Source organism: Cupriavidus sp. 10L45, from assembly GCF_056395225.1.
On the sequence record NZ_JBFTJC010000004.1, the window covers coordinates 381,383 to 400,078 of the forward strand.

15 protein-coding genes are annotated in these 18,696 nt (G+C 66.0%); 4 read left to right on the forward strand and 11 right to left on the reverse strand.

Annotated elements, in window-relative coordinates:
- Window positions 1–141 precede the first annotated feature (141 nt).
- A complete protein-coding gene (locus AC1DFU_RS09805) occupies window positions 142–1,599 on the reverse strand; it encodes an MATE family efflux transporter (protein WP_092294476.1) in 1,458 nt (485 codons plus the stop codon).
- A 159-nt stretch (window positions 1,600–1,758) separates the two neighbouring features.
- Between AC1DFU_RS09805 and AC1DFU_RS09810 the strand changes: the two genes are divergently transcribed.
- Entirely contained in the window at window positions 1,759–3,186 is a 1,428-nt protein-coding gene (locus AC1DFU_RS09810; RefSeq protein WP_092294475.1) for an NAD-dependent succinate-semialdehyde dehydrogenase, read from the forward strand.
- A 93-nt stretch (window positions 3,187–3,279) separates the two neighbouring features.
- Here AC1DFU_RS09810 and AC1DFU_RS09815 read toward each other — a convergent pair whose 3' ends face one another.
- The 6 genes from AC1DFU_RS09815 to AC1DFU_RS09840 all read right to left on the reverse strand — a co-directional run bounded on the left by AC1DFU_RS09815 (window position 3,280) and on the right by AC1DFU_RS09840 (window position 8,651).
- Entirely contained in the window at window positions 3,280–3,633 is a 354-nt protein-coding gene (locus AC1DFU_RS09815) for a cytochrome C oxidase subunit IV family protein (protein ID WP_092294473.1), read from the reverse strand.
- An 8-nt stretch (window positions 3,634–3,641) separates the two neighbouring features.
- Complete coding sequence (locus tag AC1DFU_RS09820; RefSeq protein WP_092294471.1) at window positions 3,642–4,364, reverse strand: heme-copper oxidase subunit III family protein; 723 nt, start codon at window positions 4,362–4,364, stop codon at window positions 3,642–3,644.
- An 18-nt stretch (window positions 4,365–4,382) separates the two neighbouring features.
- On the reverse strand, window positions 4,383–5,051 hold the full coding sequence (locus tag AC1DFU_RS09825; protein WP_441593685.1) for a cytochrome c oxidase subunit 3 family protein: 669 nt from the start codon (window positions 5,049–5,051) through the stop codon (window positions 4,383–4,385).
- On the reverse strand, window positions 5,048–6,802 hold the full coding sequence (gene ctaD, locus AC1DFU_RS09830; RefSeq protein WP_477159857.1) for a cytochrome c oxidase subunit I: 1,755 nt from the start codon (window positions 6,800–6,802) through the stop codon (window positions 5,048–5,050). The genes AC1DFU_RS09825 and ctaD overlap by 4 nt, the downstream gene beginning before the upstream one ends.
- A 19-nt stretch (window positions 6,803–6,821) precedes the next feature.
- A complete protein-coding gene (locus AC1DFU_RS09835; protein WP_441593686.1) occupies window positions 6,822–8,006 on the reverse strand; it encodes a c-type cytochrome in 1,185 nt (394 codons plus the stop codon).
- 141 nt (window positions 8,007–8,147) lie between these two features.
- Window positions 8,148–8,651: a hypothetical protein gene (locus AC1DFU_RS09840; RefSeq protein WP_092294463.1), complete on the reverse strand. Its 504-nt coding sequence runs from the start codon at window positions 8,649–8,651 to the stop codon at window positions 8,148–8,150.
- A gap of 281 nt (window positions 8,652–8,932) precedes the next feature.
- On the opposite strand from AC1DFU_RS09840, the gene AC1DFU_RS09845 reads away from it, so the two are divergent.
- Complete coding sequence (locus AC1DFU_RS09845; RefSeq protein WP_066736414.1) at window positions 8,933–9,115, forward strand: hypothetical protein; 183 nt, start codon at window positions 8,933–8,935, stop codon at window positions 9,113–9,115.
- Between the two features lie 47 nt (window positions 9,116–9,162).
- Window positions 9,163–9,330: a hypothetical protein gene (locus AC1DFU_RS09850; RefSeq protein WP_177219909.1), complete on the forward strand. Its 168-nt coding sequence runs from the start codon at window positions 9,163–9,165 to the stop codon at window positions 9,328–9,330.
- Between the two features lie 41 nt (window positions 9,331–9,371).
- On the opposite strand, the gene AC1DFU_RS09855 is transcribed toward AC1DFU_RS09850, so the two are convergent.
- Window positions 9,372–13,376, reverse strand: coding sequence for a DUF748 domain-containing protein (locus AC1DFU_RS09855; RefSeq protein ID WP_441593687.1), 4,005 nt, complete (start codon window positions 13,374–13,376; stop codon window positions 9,372–9,374).
- Between the two features lie 332 nt (window positions 13,377–13,708).
- Between AC1DFU_RS09855 and AC1DFU_RS09860 the strand changes: the two genes are divergently transcribed.
- Window positions 13,709–15,019, forward strand: a complete 1,311-nt coding sequence (locus tag AC1DFU_RS09860) for an MFS transporter (protein ID WP_092294459.1) — start codon at window positions 13,709–13,711, stop codon at window positions 15,017–15,019.
- Window positions 15,020–15,091: 72 nt separating this feature from the next.
- Here the strand turns inward: AC1DFU_RS09860 and AC1DFU_RS09865 are convergent, their stop codons facing one another.
- From AC1DFU_RS09865 to AC1DFU_RS09875, 3 genes are all read right to left on the reverse strand, one after another.
- The gene (locus AC1DFU_RS09865; protein WP_255370808.1) at window positions 15,092–16,027 is read right to left on the reverse strand and encodes an extracellular catalytic domain type 1 short-chain-length polyhydroxyalkanoate depolymerase; all 936 of its coding nucleotides are present in this window, start codon (window positions 16,025–16,027) and stop codon (window positions 15,092–15,094) included.
- Window positions 16,028–16,411: 384 nt separating this feature from the next.
- The gene (locus AC1DFU_RS09870) at window positions 16,412–17,284 is read right to left on the reverse strand and encodes a DUF2950 domain-containing protein (protein WP_441593688.1); all 873 of its coding nucleotides are present in this window, start codon (window positions 17,282–17,284) and stop codon (window positions 16,412–16,414) included.
- Between the two features lie 3 nt (window positions 17,285–17,287).
- Window positions 17,288–18,667 (reverse strand): DUF3300 domain-containing protein, encoded by a 1,380-nt coding sequence (locus tag AC1DFU_RS09875; RefSeq protein WP_441593689.1) that lies wholly within the window; start codon window positions 18,665–18,667, stop codon window positions 17,288–17,290.
- Window positions 18,668–18,696: the final 29 nt, after the last annotated feature.

Consider the following 18,696-nt stretch of genomic DNA (forward strand, 5'->3'; position numbering starts at 1 on the left):
CTGAAAGCAAAGAACGCCGCATGAAGCGGCGTTCTGATATTTGGGGAAGGCGTGGCTTTCGAATGCCTTGCATTGCTGCACCGCGGCGCGCGCGGCGACTCAAATGTCTCTCAGGTGAAAGCGCACTCACCTGTCATCCGATCACCGCGCGGGCGCCGTTGTGGTATCGGCATCTTCGCAAGGCGTGCCCATGCTGGTATCGGGCGCGAGGCCGACGGCCTCCGCATGCGGCTCGGCAGGCATGATGTGGCTGCGCTTCCAGTTGCCGAAGCGGTAGTAGGCAAAGGCCAGCGCCACGGACACGATCGAACCAACCGGGAAGCTCCACCAGATCGACTCCGCGCCGATATGCGGCTCCAGCAGCCATGCGAACGGCAGCCGTATCCCCCACATCGACACGAACAGGATGACGAGCGGCGCCATGACCGCCCCGGTGGCGCGCACCGTGCCGAACACGACGATGGTGAAGCCGAACAGGATGAACGACCACAGCACCACGCGGTTGATGTGCTGGGCGATGCCGATTGCCGTGCTGTCATCGCCCAGGAAGATGCCAAGCGAATGCCGGTTGAACAGGTAGATCAGCCCCACAATCGCCCCGGTCATCACCAGATTGAACAGCAGACCCATGCGCGTGATACGGGCCACGCGCGGCCATAGGCCCGCACCGACATTCTGCGCGACCATCGACGACACGCTGGCGCCTACGGCCAGGGCCGGCATCTGCACGTAAGTCCACAACTGAGAGGCCACCCCGTAGGCCGCCGTGGTCTGCGAGCCATAGGTATTGACCAGCGACATCATGACAATCGCGGACGATGAGATCACCACCATCTGCAGGCCCATCGGCAAGCCCTTCGCCACCAGCGCACGGAGAATTGCCGGATCGGGCCACAGCAGCGCCAGTTGCTCCTTGTGCAGCAGCAGGAAATGGCGTCGCCGGTACAGCACCGCGATCATCGCCACGAGGCTCACCAGCTGGGCGATCAGCGTAGCCAGCGCGGAGCCTGCGATGCCGAGCGCCGGCAACGGCCCGACGCCAAAGATCAGCACCGGGTTCAGCACCACGTCGAGCACCACCGACAACAGCATGAAATAGAACGGCGTGCGCGAGTCCCCTGCCCCGCGCAGCGTCATCATCACGAAGTTGTAGAAGTACATGAACGGCAGCGCCACGAAGATGATGCGCAGGTAGATCACCGCCAGTGGCGCGGCATCGTCGGGCGTATGCATCGCCGCGAGGATGTGTGGCGTGAAGACGAAACCGAGCACCGCCGCCAGGATCGACAGGCCCACGAAGAACGTCGTGCCGGTGCCGACCACGCGGCGCGCTTCGTCGACATTCCGGGCGCCCACGGCCTGGCCAATCATGATCGTGTTGGCCATGCTGATGCCGAACACCACGCCAAGCAGGAAGAACAGGATGATATTGGCGTTGGACGTGGCCGTCAGCGCGGCCTCGCCGAGGTAGCGGCCCACCCAGACCGAGTTGATCGACGCGTTCAACGACTGAAGGATGTTGCTGCCCAGCACGGGCAGCGAGAACAGCAACAGCGTGCGGCCGATCGGGCCCGTGGTCAGTCTGGCGTCTGGCTTCATGGAGGGCGGTTGGGACGATATGCGGCATCTCGGGTCCGCCAGTCTAGCGTGGATTCCCGCGGGCAAGTGGCCGATTATCGGCCACTACGACCCCGTGCGCGTTCCGGTCCGACGCGTTAAGCTTGCGGTTTCTCGACCCGACCGACTCAGGAGACACGCATGTACCAGGATCTCGCCCTCTATATTGATGGGGAATTCATCAAGGGAGGCGACCGGCGCGAGCAGGATGTCATCAACCCGGCGACCCAGGAAGTCCTTGGCAAGCTGCCCCACGCCACGCGCGGCGACCTTGATCGCGCCCTGGCCGCGGCGCAGCGCGCTTTCGAGACGTGGAAGAAGACCTCGCCGCTGGAGCGCTCCGCGATCCTGCGCCGCGTGGCAGAACTGACGCGTCAGCGCGCCAAGGAAATCGGCCGCGACATCACGCTGGACCAGGGCAAACCGCTGGCCGAGGCCGTGGGCGAAGTGATGATCTGCGCCGAGCACGCCGAATGGCATGCCGAGGAAGCCCGCCGGATCTACGGCCGCGTGATTCCGCCGCGCAACCCGGCCGTGCGCCAGATCGTCGTGCGCGAGCCGATTGGCGTCTGCGCCGCCTTCACGCCGTGGAACTTTCCGTTCAACCAGGCCATCCGCAAGATCGTGGCGGCGCTGGGCGCCGGCTGCACGCTGATCCTGAAAGGCCCGGAGGATTCGCCGAGTGCCGTAGTGGCGCTGGCGCGCCTGTTCCATGACGCCGGCCTGCCCCCGGGCGTGCTGAACATCGTCTGGGGCGTGCCGAGCGAGGTGTCGACCTACTTGATCGAATCGCCGATCGTGCGCAAGATCTCGTTCACGGGCTCCGTGCCGGTGGGCAAGCAGCTGGCCGCGCTGGCCGGCGCGCATATGAAGCGTGTGACGATGGAACTGGGCGGTCATTCACCGGTGCTCGTCTTCGACGATGCCGACATCGAGCCGGCGGCCGAGATGCTGGCGCGCTTCAAGCTGCGCAACGCCGGCCAGGTGTGCGTCTCCCCGACGCGCTTCTACGTCCAGGAAAAAGCCTACGACAAGTTCCTGGCGCGCTTCACCGAGGTCATCGGTTCGATCAAGGTCGGCAACGGCCTCGACGATGGCACGCAAATGGGCCCGCTCGCACACGAGCGGCGCATCGCATCGATGGAACAGTTCCTCGACGATGCCAACCACCGCGGCGGCAAGATCGTGGCCGGCGGCGCACGCATCGGCGACAAGGGCTTCTTCTTCGCCCCGACCGTGGTGACGGACCTGCCCGACGACGCCAAGCTGATGGTGGACGAGCCGTTCGGCCCGGTAGCGCCGGTCACGCGCTTCAAGGACGCCGAGGAAGTCCTGCGCCGCGCCAACAGCCTGCCCTTCGGCCTGGCCTCGTACGTCTTCACCAACTCGCTGAAGACGGCCCACCTGGTCTCCAACGGCCTGGAAGCCGGCATGGTCAACATCAACCACTTCGGCATGGCCCTGTCCGAAACACCGTTCGGCGGCATCAAGGACTCCGGCATCGGCAGCGAAGGCGGGATGGAGACGTTCGACGGGTATCTGGTGACGAAGTTTATTACGCAGATTTGAGCGTAAGAGCGGGCGCGCGTCGTCCGCAAGCTGAGAACAAAGGCCGGGGAAACCCAGCCTTTGTTTTGCAACCGATCATCCAGGTGCCCTTCCCTACTTGAAAAACACCCCCCGCGTCAGGAACGTGTAGTCGGCCTCTTCCGCCATCAGCCATACCAGCACCAGCAGGCACAGCGGCGGCAGCAGGATGGCGCAGATCAGTGCCATGCGCTCCCACGCCATGTGCATGAACACGGCGACGATCAGCCCCGCCTTCAGCCCCATGAAGATCAGGATCAGCGCCCAGCGCAGGAAGCCTTGCACGTGGAAGTAGTCCACCATGTACGACATCGTGGACAGGATGAACAACAGGATCCAGACCTTCAGGTACAGGCCGATCGGATGGGCCTGCCCGCCATGCGACGAGGGTTCGATGGCCGGATCGGGAGCGGTGGGAGTCGATGCCATGGCCAGCCTCACCAGAGATAGAACAGCGCGAAGATAAAGACCCAGACCAGGTCCACGAAGTGCCAGTACAGCCCGGCGATCTCCACGGGCTGGTAGTTGCCCGTCACGTCGTAGTGCCCCTGCCGCACCTTGTTGGCGATGACGAGCAGGTAGATCACACCACACGACACGTGAAAGCCGTGGAAGCCGGTAATCATGAAGAACGTCGATCCGAACTGCGCCGCGCCCATCGGGTTGCCCCACGGCCGCACGCCTTCGTGGATCAGCTTCGACCATTCGAACGCCTGCATGCCGACGAACGATGCTCCGAGGAGCGCCGTGGCCAGCATCAACATTGCGCACTCGCGGCGCTGGCGCCGGTAGGCGAAGTTGACGGCCATCGCCATGGTGCCGCTACTCGTGATCAGTACGAACGTCATGATGGCGATCAGGATCAACGGCACTTGCCGGCCGGCAATCTCCAGCGCGAACACCTCGCTCGGATTGGGCCACGGCACCGTCGTCGACATCCGCACGGTCATGTAGCCGGTCAGGAAGCAACTGAAGATGAAGGTGTCGGACAGCAGGAAGATCCACATCATGGCCTTGCCCCACGACACCTTGAAGGCCATCTGGTCCGATGACCAGTCCGCGAGCAGGCCCTTCATGCCGGACGGCAGATGGTCCGCCATGCCGTGCGCCGGCGGCGTGGGTGAAGTCGGCGATGTGGGCGACGAAACTTGCGAGGTCATCGGTATTCCCCCTCTCCGCTAGGCGGTGCCGCAGATGTAGCGAACGATCTCGGGCGTCAGCCAGCCCAGCGCCCCTAGCAACACAATCCACAGCGCCAGCAGGAAATGCCAGTACCGGGTGCACAGGCCGATACGCGTCACGGTGCGCGTGCCGCTGCCGCGATCCATCGCCACGTACGCGAACGCGACCAGCCCGCCCACCACGTGCAGGCCATGCATGGCCGTGAGCAGGTAGAAGAAGCTGCCGGCCGGATTATTGGCCGGCACCACGTGCAGCGCGTACAGCGCCTGCCAGGCCCAGAGCTGCGACGCCACAAAGGCCGCAGCGCCAAGACCGCCCAGGCGCAGTGCCCTGCGCGCCCGCTCCATCTGACCGGCCCGCGCGGCACGCGTGGAAACCTGCATCGCCACGCTGGCTGCAGCCAGCAGTCCCGTGGACAGCCACACCTGCCAGGGCAGCGCCACGCGATGCCAGTCCGGGCTATCCATCCGCATTGCAAAGGCGACGAGAAACAGCGAGAACAGCGACGTAACGACACCAATAAGCGCCCACAGGCCAACGCTGCCGGGCGCGCGCACCTCGCGGTCGTGCATGGCGCCGCCCCCGCCGGGGCCGCCGTTCGGCCCCTCGCGTGAGACCCGGAACACGCCTGACGGCGCTTGCGTGGCGATCGATTCGGCGTTCATGCCACGGCCCCCTTGCTTTCGTATGGCTCGGGCTCATGCCCACCGGCCTCAGGCGGCGCGTTCTGGGCGATGAAGTCCTCGGGCGCGTCCGGCACGCTGTATGCATAAGCCCAGCGATAGACCACCGGCTGGTGCGGCCCCCAGTTGCCATGCACGGGTGGCGTCTCCGGCGTCTGCCATTCCAGCGATGCCGCGCGCCAGGGATTCGAGCCGGAGGGCCGTCCGTGCCGCACGCTCCATGCGAGATTGAAGACGAACAGCAACTGTGCGAAGGCCACCACGAACGCGGCGATCGAGATATACATATTCATCACGTGCGCCGACTCGGGAATGAAGCTGTAGTTGTCGAACGCGTAGTAGCGGCGCGGCATGCCCAGCACGCCCAGGTAGTGCATTGGGAAGAAGATGGCGTAGGTGCCGATGAAGGTGACCCAGAAGTGGATATGGCCCAGCGTGTCGTTGAGCATGCGCCCGGTCACCTTGGGATACCAGTGATAGAGGCCGCCAAACACCACCAGGATCGGCGACACGCCCATCACCATGTGGAAGTGCGCGACCACGAAATAGGTGTTGGACAGCGGGATATCCACGCTGACATTGCCGAGGAACAGGCCGGTCAGCCCGCCGATCACGAAGGTGCTGATAAAGGCAATCGCAAACAGCATCGGCACCGAGAAGTGGATATCGCCGCGCCACAGCGTGATGACCCAGTTGTAGACCTTGATGGCCGTCGGCACCGCGATGATCAGCGTGGTCRTGGCGAAGAAGAAGCCGAAGTACGGATTCATGCCGCTGACGAACATATGGTGCGCCCACACCACCACGGAAAGCAGGCCGATGGCGAGGATGGCCCACACCATCGTGCGATAGCCGAAGATGCTCTTGCGCGAATGCACGCTGACGAGGTCCGAGACGATGCCGAAGGCCGGCAGCGCCACGATATAGACCTCGGGATGCCCGAAGAACCAGAACAGGTGCTGGAACAGCAACGGGCTGCCGCCCTTGTAGTCGAGCTGCTGCCCCATCGACACCATCGCCGGCATGAAGAAACTCGTGTGCAGCGTCTTGTCGAGCAACATCATCACGCCCGAGACGAACAGCGCCGGAAACGCCAGCAGCGCGAGGATGGTCGCCATGAAGATGCCCCACACGGCGAGCGGCATGCGCAGCAGCGTCATGCCCTCGGTGCGCGCCTGGAGCACGGTGGTCACGTAGTTCAGGCCGCCCATCGTGGCCGCGACGATGAAGATCAGCAGCGACACCAGCATCAGGATGATGCCCCAGTCATAGCCAGGCGTGCCGGGCAGGATGGCCTGCGGCGGGTAAAGCGTCCAGCCTGCACCTGTGGGCCCGCCCGGCACGAAGAAGCTCGCCAGCAGCACGATCACCGACAGGAAATAGACCCAGAAGCTGAGCATGTTGAGGAAGGGGAACACCATGTCACGCGCGCCCACCATCAACGGGATCAGGTAGTTGCCAAAGCCACCCAGGAACAGCGCCGTCAGCAGGTAGATCACCATGATCATGCCGTGCATGGTGACGAACTGGTAATAGCGGTTGGCGTCGATGAAATCGAACTTGCCCGGGAAGCCCAGCTGCATCCGCATGAGGTTGGACAGCGCGACGCCGACCAGCCCCACGATGATCGCGACGATGGTGTACTGCACCGCGATCACCTTGTGGTCCTGGCTCCAGATGTAGCGCGCCCCGAAGGTTTGCGGGCCGTGGTGGGCATCATCGGCGTAAGCCATCTCATCCTCCTCCCGCGCGTTACTTGCCCGCCTGCGGCGCGGCGGCCGCGCCGCTGCCGAGCGAACGGATATAGGCGGTCAGCGCGGCGATTTCCGCATCGGTGACCGGCAATGGCGGCATCAGCGGCCCGAAACCCTTGACCAGCCGCGCGTGCGGATCGACGATCTCGGTCTTCAGGAACGCGTCATCCACCGAGGCACTGCTGCCATCGGCAAACGTCTGCGTGCTGCCGTACAGCCCCTTCCACGTCGGCCCCACGCCGGGCTTGCCGTCCACGCTGTGGCACGCCACGCAGCCCTTGCTCTGCGCCAGCGCGCGGCCCTGCTCGACGAGGTCGGTGCCGGAGGCCACCGTGGTCTCCGGCGTGGGCGTTGCCGCCGTGCCCGGCGCCGCGGCGATCGGCGGCGCGGTCTTGGCCATCGTCATCGCGAAGGTCTGCTGCTTGGCGAGCCACGCGTCGAACGAAGCCTGATCCTCCACGACCATGTGGCCGCGCATGTTGTAGTGCCCCACGCCACACAGCTGCGCGCAGAGGATGTCGAACTTGCCGACCTGCGTTGGCGTGAACCAGAACGAGGTGACCATGCCCGGCACCATGTTCATGCGCGCGCGAATCGGCGGTACGTAGAAATCGTGCAGCACATCCTTCGAGCGCAGCAGCACCTTCACCGGCCGGTTCAGCGGCAGATGCACCTCGGGCCCCACCACCACGATGTTGTCCTGCCCGCGCGGATCGTCCGGGTTGATCCCGAGCGGATTGGACGCCGTGACGAAGCGCGGATCGGATGTACCGAGTTGCCCGCTCTTCCCGGGAAAGCGAAATGCCCATTGCCACTGCTGGCCTACCACCTCCACCACCATCGCGTCGCGCGGCGGCCGCACGTAGTCGGCGTAGACGATCAGCCCCGGCGCCAGCATCGCAATGATGCCGATGCCCGTGAGCCCGATCAGCCATAGCTCCAGCTTGCGGTTCTCCGGCTGATAGGCGGCGCGATGCCCCTCGCGATGGCGGTAGCGCCACACGATGTAGCCGACGAACAGGTTGATGACGATGAAGAGAAAGCCCGTGATGACCAGCGTAATGGTCAACGTATCGTCCATCTGTTTCCAGTTGGACGCGAGCGGCGTCGCCCACCACGGGCTCACGAAATGAAAGAGCACCGAAGCAACGACGATGACGACGAGTGCGATGGCTATCGCCATATCCACCCTCCTCCACGCGGAGGCAGTACCGCGAGGGATGCGCAGGTCACGCAGGTGGAATAAGACTAGTGCATGGGCTCAGGTCACTGCAAGGCGACATCGCCGCGTCGTCGTGCGGCGATGCACAAACGCGCCAGGGATCTAGTGCGATACGTCGCGGCTCTCCAGCTTCCAGTAGCAGAGCGCGATGGCCATGCCGAAAACCAGGTGCCCGATCAGCGTGTGCCAGCCGCGCGCATCCACGAACCACGGAAAGGCTCGCGTCATGACATAGAAGTTGAACAGGTAGACCACCAGCCCGAACACGGCGCCGGCCAGCATCGACATGCCCACGCTCGAGTCAAGCTGGAACGGCGCGATGAGCGCGCACAGCACCATGCCAAGTATCGCGCCCAGCACGAAGTGAATGATGACGGCCACGGCCACCGTGCCCACGCTGAACAGCGAGGTCTGCAGCACGTCCCGCCCCAGCACGATGGCAGCGATCATGCGCGTGGTGCCCCATGGATGGACCCCCGATACCATCGTCGACCAGAACATTTCGAGCACGATCAGCAGCGCGCCGGCTGCGAGTCCCGATACGGCAGCCGCTGTCCAGTCTGGCAAGCGGCGCACGTAATGGTGCGATTGCATGTGAAGTTCCATGGCGTCCTCCTACGTCGAACATTGATTCCGATCCAACGCGCAGCGCCCGGCAGCGCCGGGGTGTGCGCTGAGTCCAGCATAGGACACGCGCCCACGCGTAGCAGCCGCCCGTGCCGATATGCGTACCTTGGGGCGGGCAGAGTCTCTTGGGAGATACCTGGGGTGTCGCGTGCACTGCACGCACGTTTCAAACGCTACGGGTGAACCCTGAGAGCGGCGGCCTTGTATTCGCCACACACGGCCTATACTGGAAACACAAAGAAACAAGACAGGAGACCGCCATGATTCACCTACAGGCGCACGATCTTGTATTTCTGATCCCCATGGCGCTCGTCGGACTACTGGCGATGGGCGCGATTCCGGTGGCTGCCAAGGCGCTGCGCATCAGTTGCCGTTGTGCCGGCGCGATCATCGGGGTCTTGCTGGGCGTGCTGGTTCTCGAGGCGCTGCCGCTGCTGATCTAGCCAGGACACGCAGCGAGGCGCCTCTGCGAGAGAGAAGGAGAGGCGCGATGTCACTCACCCTGCTCGCCGCCCTGATGGCGGCGCTGCTCGTCGTGACTGTCGCGAGCGCCATTTGGCGCTGCAGCCATCCGTACCGGATGCGCTACCGGCGCTGTGCGCGCGAGCGCAGGCGCCGCGTGGGCATCTGCCGCGAGCCACCCCACCATCCCGGATGACGGGGCGTTGATGACCGGACCCGGCGTCCGGCCATCCTCCCTCATTGCCGAATCGAGAAGTCGACGCGGTTCGGTCCGCCTTTGTCCTTGATCCCCTCGGCAGTCAGCTTCGGTGCAGTCAGGAACAGTTTCGCGTCCGGCACCTTGCCATCGCGTTCCAGCGCCTGCTTGACGGCCAGCGCGCGCTGGTCGGCCAGCGCCCGCAGCTCGGTATCGGTCACGGGGGCGTGCTCCAGCAGCAGCTTTTCCATCTCCTGCGGGGACAAGGACTTGTTCAGGCCGATGAAGTTGGTGGGCTTCTTGAACGACTCGCGCTTGTACACGGCTTCCACGTACTTCGGATATTCTTGCGGCGACACCGTCACCCGCGCGCCCTGCTGGCCGCCCTCGCCCTCTTCCGCCTGCGCACCGGCTTGTGCGCTGCGGCGCAACTCGCGCTGCTTGGCTTCGGACACCCGCTGATCCAGCCAGACGCGGCGGGCGCCATCGGCATCGGTCGCCGGATCGATGCGCCCGCTGATCTCCAGGCGCAGCGAAGGTCGGTCGTTGAGCGCCTTGCCCACCGTGGCGATCTTGTCGCGTGCGGCATCGGTCAGCGTGGAGGAACCTGGCGCGAACTCGATATAGCCCAGTTCCTCGCCACTGCCACCAAACGCCGAGGCAATCAGCGAGAACGGCGACGTGATGGCCTTGGTCAGCAGGTTGACAATCACGCGCACGATCACGCCGCCGATGCTGAACTCGGGATCGGACAGCGACCCCGACACCGGCAGGTTCACATCGATCACCCCGTTGCGGTCCTTCAGCAGCGACACGGCCAGCAGCACCGGCAGCTTCACCGCGTCCGGGCTGTCCACGCGCTCGCCGAAGGTCAGCTGATCCAGGTAGAGGTGGTTGCGGGCATCCAGCTTGCCGTTCTCGATCTTGTACGCCACGTCCACCGTGAGCTTGCCCTTGGTGATCGGGTAGCCCGCGTACTTGGCCGCGTAGGGCGTCAGGCGCGTCAGCTCCACGCCCGCGGCCTTCGCGGCGATGTCGAGATACAGTTGCTCGCCGAGCGGATTGATCTTGCCACTGATGCTGACCGGCGCGTCGTCGTCGAGCCGGCCGTCGAGCACGAGATCCGCCGGCGTGGGGTCCGCCGACGACACCTTCGACACCGAGCCCTTCATGTCGGTCAGGTTCGCCGTGTAGTTCGGCTTGACGAAGAAGTCCGAGAAATTGATGTTGCCCTTCTGGATCGCCACGCCGCCGAGCCGGATCTGCGGACGCGGGCCTGCGGGTGCCGGCGCCTTGGCCTGTGCCGCCGGCGTGGAGGCCGCGGGCGCCGAAGCGGGGTTAGCCTGCGTCAGGCTCGTGGAGGGCGCCGCCTCGCCCTTCTCCGCGCCGCCGGCCATTACGTCCTGCAGGTTGAGCCGGCCATTGGCGTTGAGGATCACGCGCGCATAGAAATCGGACAGCGCCACGCTGTTGATCCCCAGTTGCAGCGGCCCCTTGGCCTCGTCCATATTGAAGTCGACGCCCGTCACGGCCAGCGCGCGCCAGCGCAGGAAGTCCTCGCCGCTGATGCGGTCCACGGTGCGGACGTTGCCGGCCAGCACGTTGCCGTTGAAGCGCGCCGCGATCGGCTTGCCGGTTGGCGCCACCACACCGAGTTTGCCCTTCACCGACAGCAACCCGCTACGCAGCGCCGCGTTGAAGCGATCCGCCATGTATGGCTGGAGCGATGTCATGTCGATGTCGCGCAAATCCACCTGCAATTGCGCGGCCGGCAGCGTCGGCGTGACATCGCCGTCCAGGCTCATCACGCCTTTGCGGCCACTCTCCGCGTACAGCTTCATCGGCATCGCGCCGGCCGCGAGCGGCCACGTCACGGTGCCCGTGGTCAGGCCGATATTGCGGAATTGATGGATGACCGGCCGGCCACGATTGCCCTCGGCCGGCGCGTAGTCCGCCAGCCGCGCGGCGCCCCCTTCGACCGACACCTTGCCCAGACGGACTTTCCAGCCCGGCGGGGCGGCGGCGCTGTTGCGGCCATTCGTGGCGCCGGCAGCGGGCGCAGCCGAAGTCGTCGGGACAGCCGGCCTGGCCGGCGCCGCCTTCTGCTCGGCGGATTCCACCGCCCAGATGCGGGCCATTTCCAGCAGTTCGCCGTGAAAGTCGCGCGTGGCGGCGATCTGCGGCTTCACGAGCGAGACCTGCCCGGCCTCGAAGTTCTGCCGCGCCAGGTCGAGGCTGATGTTCTCGAGCACGAGCTTTTCCGCCCGGACCAGCGGCAGCTTGTCGCCCTCCAGATCGGCGGCGCGGCGCGGCGCGCGCAGCCCGCGGCCCCTGCCGTTGCCCGCGTTGTTGCCGGCATTGTCGCCTCGGGCAGCCGATTCGGCGCGTGCGGCACGCCGTTCGGCATTCGCCGGACGCTCGGCCGCAGCCGGCGTCGCCGGCAGGACGATCGGCTCRCGCGTGGCCACGTAGACCGGCGACAGTTCCAGCCGCGATTTCTCCAGCGTGAACTGGAACACCGGCTGGGACCACGCCATCTTGTAGTGGAGTTCGGCATTGATGCCGGTATCGCCAAACTGGCTGCGCAGCGCACGCGGCCACCAGGCGGCGAAGCCCTGCGGCCGCAGCCCCGTGGATTCGAGCGTACCCGCCAGCGTGCCCTGGGTCAGCGCCAGTTCCCCGGTGTGCTTGAGCGTCTGGCCGTCGGCGATGGTCACGGTGGCGTCGAGCTTCGCCGGCTTGTCGCCGGTGCTGGCCAGGCCGGCCACGTCCACGTTGATCGGGCCGAGATCGAGCTTGCCGGGGCCAGACGGCGCGAGTTCATCGACAAAGCCAATCCGCGCACTCTTGAGCGCCACGCGCTCCACGGCATAGGACCACGGCACCTCGTCCGCCTTGGGTGGCGCCTGCACGCCGGCAGCGGCCGGGGCGGAGGCGGGCGCAGCGGGCGCGGCGGCGGCAGGTGCCGGCGTCTTCGCGGCTTCCGGCAGGAAAGCCGTGGCGAGGTTCAGCGTGCCGTCGGCGCGCCGAGCGGCCTGCAAACCCAGACCTTCCAGCTCGATGCTGCGAAGCTGAACCTTGTGCGCGAGCGGCTCGAGCCGGCCCACGTCCACGGTCAGCTTCCCGGCCTTGACCAGTTCCGCGCCCGCGTGGGTTCGCACATCGGCATCGCGCAGGGTCACCGTACCGGTGACGAACAGGTCCTGCTTGTCCTTATCCTGCCGGAACCCGATATTCAGGCGCGTATCGACCAGCCCGCCCTTGACCTCGGCATCCTTCAGGCGCGGCGCGAACGCCATATAGCGCGCCACCTCCAGGCCGTCCAGGTTGACGTTGAGATTGGTCTCGCGCGTGTCAGCGAACGGCTGCGTGGTGCCGGCCAGCGCCAGCGGCGTGCCGTTGATCTTCGCGAACAGCGTCGGGCGCGTGTTGATCGTGGCGTCGTGCGGCAGGTTGGAGAGGAACGGCAGCGTCAGCGTGAAATTCTCCACGCGCTGCACCGTATCCAGCACCTTGTCCTCGTAGACGAAGCTGGTGTTGGACACCGCGATATTGCTGACGGAGAACCGCGCCGGCTTGCTATCCGCCGGCTTGGGCGGCTGCGCGGCGAAGCGCTCCTGCACATCGGCGAAATTCATCTGCCCTTGTGCATTACGCACCACATGCACGGCCAGCCGGTCGATATGGAGGAAGTCCACCACCGGCGCGAGGTGCCACACCGAGGCCGCCGAAGTATTGGCCTCGATCTGCCCCAGCGTCACCATCGGCGTCTTGCCGTCCGGCTCGAAGATGGTCAGGTCGTTCAGTGTCGCGGCCAGCTCGAACGGCCGCACCTGTGCCGCACCGAGCGTGACCTTACGGCCCAGCGCCTCAGTCGCGTTTTTCTCGACCAGATATTTGATCAGCGGCGGCCCGCCAAAATAGCCGGCGAGTCCGAAAATCGCCAGCGCGGCCACCGCACCGCCCGCCACGCGCAACGCCACCCGCCTGCGGGGCGTCGCCATGGCCGCCCCGGTGGCGGCCTGGATGGAATCCTTGAAAGCCATGTCACCCCAGAAGATTTGACCCCACACGCCAATTTGGTCGGCTTTTTATGGTTCGCCGATGGCGCTTTGTATCCCGGATTTCACTTCTTTTGGCATTATTGTGACGGATTATGGCAGGCCGACGGGCGATTTTGAATCCGACAGGGCCAAAACCAAATGGGCGAGGGGTCGTTCTGGTATCTTTACGCCTTTGCGAAGCGTCCCGTGGCGCCCCCGCCGGCCTACCCGCCGGCCACAGGCCTGCCCATTCCGCGCTGTCATCCGTTCGGCCGTCCCCTCCACGTCATCCGTGTTGCGCGCTTCGCATGTGAATTCACCATGCGAGTCATTTCATGCCTACCACCAGCAGTACTGTCGGGGCACCGGGTGCGCAGGACGGCCAAGCCGCCCGCCCGCTGACCGGACAGGATTACAAGACGCTTGCCCTCGCCGCCCTCGGTGGCGCGCTCGAGTTCTACGACTTCATCATTTTCGTCTTCTTCGCCACGGTAATTGGCGAGCTGTTCTTCCCGCCTTCCGTGCCGGACTGGCTGCGCCAGCTCCAGACCTACGGCATTTTTGCCGCCGGTTACCTGGCGCGGCCGCTCGGCGGGATCATCATGGCGCACTTCGGCGACCTGCTCGGCCGCAAGAAGATGTTCACGCTGTCCATCCTGCTGATGTCCGTGCCGACGATGCTGATGGGCCTGCTGCCGACCTACGCGACGATTGGCCTGCTGGCCCCGATCGCGCTGCTGATCCTGCGCATCCTGCAGGGCGCAGCCGTCGGCGGCGAGGTGCCGGGCGCCTGGGTCTTCGTCTCGGAGCACGTGCCGCCGCGCCGCATCGGCTACGCGTGCGGCACGCTCACGGCGGGCCTGACCGCCGGCATCCTGCTCGGCTCGCTCGTGGCCACCGGCATGAACACCGTGTTCACGCCGGCGGAGCTGCATGACTATGGCTGGCGCCTGCCCTTCCTGCTGGGTGGCGTGTTCGGCATCGGCTCGATGTACCTGCGCCGCTGGCTGCACGAGACGCCCGTGTTCGCCGAACTCCAGAAGCGCAAGGCACTCGCCGCCGAAATGCCGCTGAAGTCTGTCGTGCGCGACCATCGCGGCGCGGTAGTCGTGTCGATGCTGCTCACGTGGATGCTGTCCGCCGGCATCGTGGTGGTGATCCTGATGACGCAGGGCTTCCTGCAGAAGTCATATCACTTCGACGGCCGCACCGCGCAACTGGCCACCAGCATCGCCACGCTGTGCCTGTCGGTCGGCTGCATCGTGGCCGGCCTGCTGGCCGACCGTTTCGGCGCCCGGCTGACGCTGTCGGTGGGCGGCACGCTGCTCGCCATCAGCGCCTATGTGCTCTATACGACGATTGGCGCGCGCCCAGACCTGCTGATTCCGCTGTACGCGGTGGCCGGCTTCTTCGTCGGCTCGATCGGTGCCGTGCCATACGTGCTGGTACATGCCTTCCCGCCGCAGGTGCGGTTCTCGGGCCTGTCCTTCTCGTACAACGTGGCCTACGCCATCTTCGGCGGCCTGACGCCGGTGGCAGTGACGCTGATGCTCAAGAACGACCCGCTCGCCCCGGCGCATTACGTGGTGGCGGTGTGTGTGATTGGCGTGGTGACGGCGCTGTTCGTGCGGAAGCGTTCGCACTGACGTCCCGATTACTGACGTCCCGATTCCCGACGCAAAGAAAAACGGGGAAGGCTGCTGGCCTTCCCCGTTTTTTTATGCCCCGCCGCGTCGGTGATCGCGGAAGAACTGCCACATCAGCTTGCTGGCGTCTGGGCCGGTATCGCTGTGATATTGCACCTTGCCGTCGCCGCCGCTCCAGGCGTGGCCCAGACCGGCCACTTCCACCAGCCGCACAAGATCGCGATTCCAGCGGCCGAAGCGGGCGTCGCGGAAATCGCCATCCGGTACCGGCGGCGCGTCATTGGCGGCCGTGGTGCCCAGGCGGTCATCGAGACGGTTGTAGGCCAGGAACTGGCGCGCCAGCAGGCGGCCGTTGATCGGGTGCACCGCCTCGTCGGCCAGCCCGTGCAGCACGATGGCCGGCATCACCGGGCCGCCCGGCACCGCACCGGCGGCGTCGAGCAGCCAGGCCGGTTCAGCCTGGGAGCCATGCTGCATTGCCCGGAGCCCGGCCCGGGGCGTATCGGCAGCGCCGATCACCACGCCCGAATGCAGCCCCACGGCCGCCACCTTGCTTGGATAGCGCAGCGCCACTACTGCGGCCATCGCCGCCCCGGCGGAAAGTCCTGCCAGATAGATCTGGTCCGCGCGCACGTCGGGGCGGCTCGCCAGTTCGTCGATCAGCATCGCCACGGCCTGCGCCTCGCGCCCGCCTTCGCCGGCGGCGAGGTCGAACCACTGCCAGCACCGATGTACCGAGCGCCGCAGCGGCTGCTGCGGATAGGCGACGATAAAGCCCTCGCGCTCGGCCAGCGCGTTCATGCGCGTGCCGGCCGCCAGGTCTTCCGGCGTCTGCTGGCAGCCGTGCAGCATCATCACCACGGGCAACGCGCCCTTGGCACCGGCTGGAATATAGAGACGATACGAGAGCTGCGGCACCAGTTCGCCCGGCAATGGGGCGAGGCTGAGCTTCAAGGATTGCCACGTGCCGGGCAGGTCACCCGGCGCGGTATCACCCGGGGCCGGCATGCGGCGGCGGGTTGCCGGAGACGCCAAGTCAAGGCGCCCCAGCCATGTTCGGATTTGCTTTGCGGTCCGGAATTGCGTGCGACCGATTTGTCGCAGTTGCGTTTCCCAGTCCGTCGACAGGCTTTTGGCCATATGAAGACTCCTGCTCATCTAGGAACGGGTCTCCTCCGCTATTGTGCGACGCAGCATACCATAGTCGGCGTGATGGATTAGCGGCATTGTCTGCAAAGCACAACATTAGATTTCGAAACAGTTTTCCCCTTGCCGGAGGGCGGCCAGCTACCATGGAGCCCGGGCGCACCGTTGTGCCGTTTAGCAGGAAAAGAAAGAGAAAGGCGCCATATAGGCGCCTGTTCGACAGATGATGCGGCAGAGTAACCGGATCTACTGTTCCGCTACCCGCGTCCACCCCTCGGGCGAAAATGTGCGCAGTGCGGCAGCCCGGCTGGCGGTGGCTGTTCCCAGGTCGCGCTCATAAAACTGGCGCTCGCTGTCCAGGATGAAGGTGTTGACGCCGCTGTCGCCATAGCGGGCCGGCCACGCGACGATCGCGAACTTCGCGTTGCTGCCCTTCGGCGCGGCGATGATGCGGTACCGGTAGCCGTAGAACGCCTCGTTTGGCGGAGTGTCGGGGCCCATCGCCAGCGCATCGGGGCCCAGCGGGCTGTCATTCTCGGCCGACGAAGACGGCCAGTAGAGCCCGTTGGTCTTGCCCGGGCTGCTGACGAGCTGGGCCGCATAGCGGCCATTGCCGGCCAGCTCGGCGTAGCGCTGCTGCGCGTCCGCCAGCTGGAGCAGCGTGTCCATCGTCACCAGTTCGTTGCGGCCGATGCGCCGCACATGCACCTCGCGCTGACCAGCCGGCATATCGAACTGCCAGCCCGCCTTGCGCTTGACGATGGGCACGGGGAAGGTCCAGCCGCTCTCCCCCACCGCCACGCGCGCCGTATCCTCGCCCGCGCGCTCCACCGCATGGTGGCGCGCCCACGCGGCCAGGAACTCGTAGATATCCTCCTGATCGACGCCCTGCGGCGGCAGCAGCGTCCGGTAGTTCGGGCCGAGCACGCCCTTGAGCGCGTCATGGTCGCTGCGGGCGATGGCGTCGCCCAGGGCGTCCGAGGCAGCCTCGGGCGAGGGATAGACCCGCTGCGCCTGCGCCGGCACGGACACCGCCAGCAACGGCACGGCCAGCATCGCGGCGCCCAGGACCCGGCGCACGATACGCGTCATGGTGGCGGACAACGTCGCTCTCATCATGTCTTATCTCCGACCATGTCCAAGATGACCGCCACCACCGCCGCCTCCTCCACCGAAGTGCGCGCCGCCCCCTCCCCCTCCACCGCCACCACGTTGCGGCATGGACCGCTGCGCCGGATGGCTGGCGCGTTGCATGCCACCGGCATTCCCGCCGCGCTGGAAGCCGCCCGCATTCCCGCCGCGCTGCACCTGCTGCCGCATGCGGTCGCCGTTGCCGGCATCGCGCAAGGCGCTATTACGATTGCTGTCCCGTGCGCGGTCGCGCGCGGCGGACTGATCGGCCCGCTGCCGATCGGCGCCGGCGGGCCGGGGATTCTGCATGCCGCCCCCACCGCCGCGATTGACGTTCGGCCCGTGTCCGGCGATCGACTGGCCCGTGCGGCCCTGGAACGATTGCGCGGCGCGGTCACGCGCGGCATCGCGCGAGCCCGCCTGCGGCGTAGGCCGGCCACCCTGCACGCCCTGGCCGCCCTGCCCAAGCCGCTGCCCGCCCTGCCCCGCCTGCCGGTTCGCCAGCCCCTGCTGCCGCTGCGTGTCGAAGCGATTCGCCACGTTCGAATTCTTGTACGGCACGTTGCCGCGATTGGCCGGGTTGTGCTGCCAGTTCACGTTCGAGCGGTTCACATCGAGCCGCTGATTCACATTGATATTGTTGTAGCGATTGACGTTGATGTTCACGTCGTGCGAGTTCCAGTTGAACCCGCCCCACAGTGAATTGACCGCGGCCACGCCCAGGCCAAAGCCCACGCCCGCCACCACGGCGCTGGCGAAGACCGATCCGGGCGGAGGTGGATAGTAGGCTGGCGGATACGCCGGATAGGGCCACGCGCCGTAGACCACCGTGGGGTTGTAGGTCGGCACATAGACCACTTGCGGATTGGCGGGCTCGATCTGCACGATGGTGGTGCCGCCGGACTGCTGTGTCACCACCTTCTGCTGCTCGGTGGTCTTCAGCGCGCCGGCTTTCTGGGCCTGTACGCGCAGGCGCTGCACCGAGTCCATCACATCATCGGGCTGGGCGAGGAAGGCGTCGCCCACCGAGTCCACCCATTGCGGCTGGCGGCCCATCATATCCATCACGGACGGGAAGGCGACGAGCGACTGCACGCTCGGGTCCCACTGTTCGTTGGCCACCGCCTTGGTTGCCGCGTCGCCGGACAGGCTGGCATTGGCCTTCGACCATTCCGCTGCCGCGGCCACGTCGGCCGGGTAGGTCGACGCCATCAGCACCTGCGACAACAGCGCGTCCGGATAGAGCGCCACGGGCGCCAGCAACTGGTCGAGATGCGCATTGTCGAGCTTGGCCTGCGCCCAGGCGGTCCCGCCGCCGAGTAACAACATCCATCCACAGCACCACGCCAGAATACGTCGCAACCGGTACATATTGGCTCCCACAATGACGGATGAGGACG

Bases quoted from the DNA above. Each gene is read 5' to 3' on its own strand.
- AC1DFU_RS09805 (WP_092294476.1), bottom strand. From the start codon at position 1,599: ATGAAGCCAGACGCCAGACTGACCACGGGCCCGATCGGCCGCACGCTG.
- AC1DFU_RS09810 (WP_092294475.1), top strand. From the start codon at position 1,759: ATGTACCAGGATCTCGCCCTCTATATTGATGGGGAATTCATCAAGGGA.
- AC1DFU_RS09815 (WP_092294473.1), bottom strand. From the start codon at position 3,633: ATGGCATCGACTCCCACCGCTCCCGATCCGGCCATCGAACCCTCGTCG.
- AC1DFU_RS09820 (WP_092294471.1), bottom strand. From the start codon at position 4,364: ATGACCTCGCAAGTTTCGTCGCCCACATCGCCGACTTCACCCACGCCG.
- AC1DFU_RS09825 (WP_441593685.1), bottom strand. From the start codon at position 5,051: ATGAACGCCGAATCGATCGCCACGCAAGCGCCGTCAGGCGTGTTCCGG.
- AC1DFU_RS09835 (WP_441593686.1), bottom strand. From the start codon at position 8,006: ATGGCGATAGCCATCGCACTCGTCGTCATCGTCGTTGCTTCGGTGCTC.
- AC1DFU_RS09840 (WP_092294463.1), bottom strand. From the start codon at position 8,651: ATGGAACTTCACATGCAATCGCACCATTACGTGCGCCGCTTGCCAGAC.
- AC1DFU_RS09845 (WP_066736414.1), top strand. From the start codon at position 8,933: ATGATTCACCTACAGGCGCACGATCTTGTATTTCTGATCCCCATGGCG.
- AC1DFU_RS09850 (WP_177219909.1), top strand. From the start codon at position 9,163: ATGTCACTCACCCTGCTCGCCGCCCTGATGGCGGCGCTGCTCGTCGTG.
- AC1DFU_RS09860 (WP_092294459.1), top strand. From the start codon at position 13,709: ATGCCTACCACCAGCAGTACTGTCGGGGCACCGGGTGCGCAGGACGGC.
- AC1DFU_RS09865 (WP_255370808.1), bottom strand. From the start codon at position 16,027: ATGCCGGCCCCGGGTGATACCGCGCCGGGTGACCTGCCCGGCACGTGG.
- AC1DFU_RS09870 (WP_441593688.1), bottom strand. From the start codon at position 17,284: ATGATGAGAGCGACGTTGTCCGCCACCATGACGCGTATCGTGCGCCGG.
- AC1DFU_RS09875 (WP_441593689.1), bottom strand. From the start codon at position 18,667: ATGTACCGGTTGCGACGTATTCTGGCGTGGTGCTGTGGATGGATGTTG.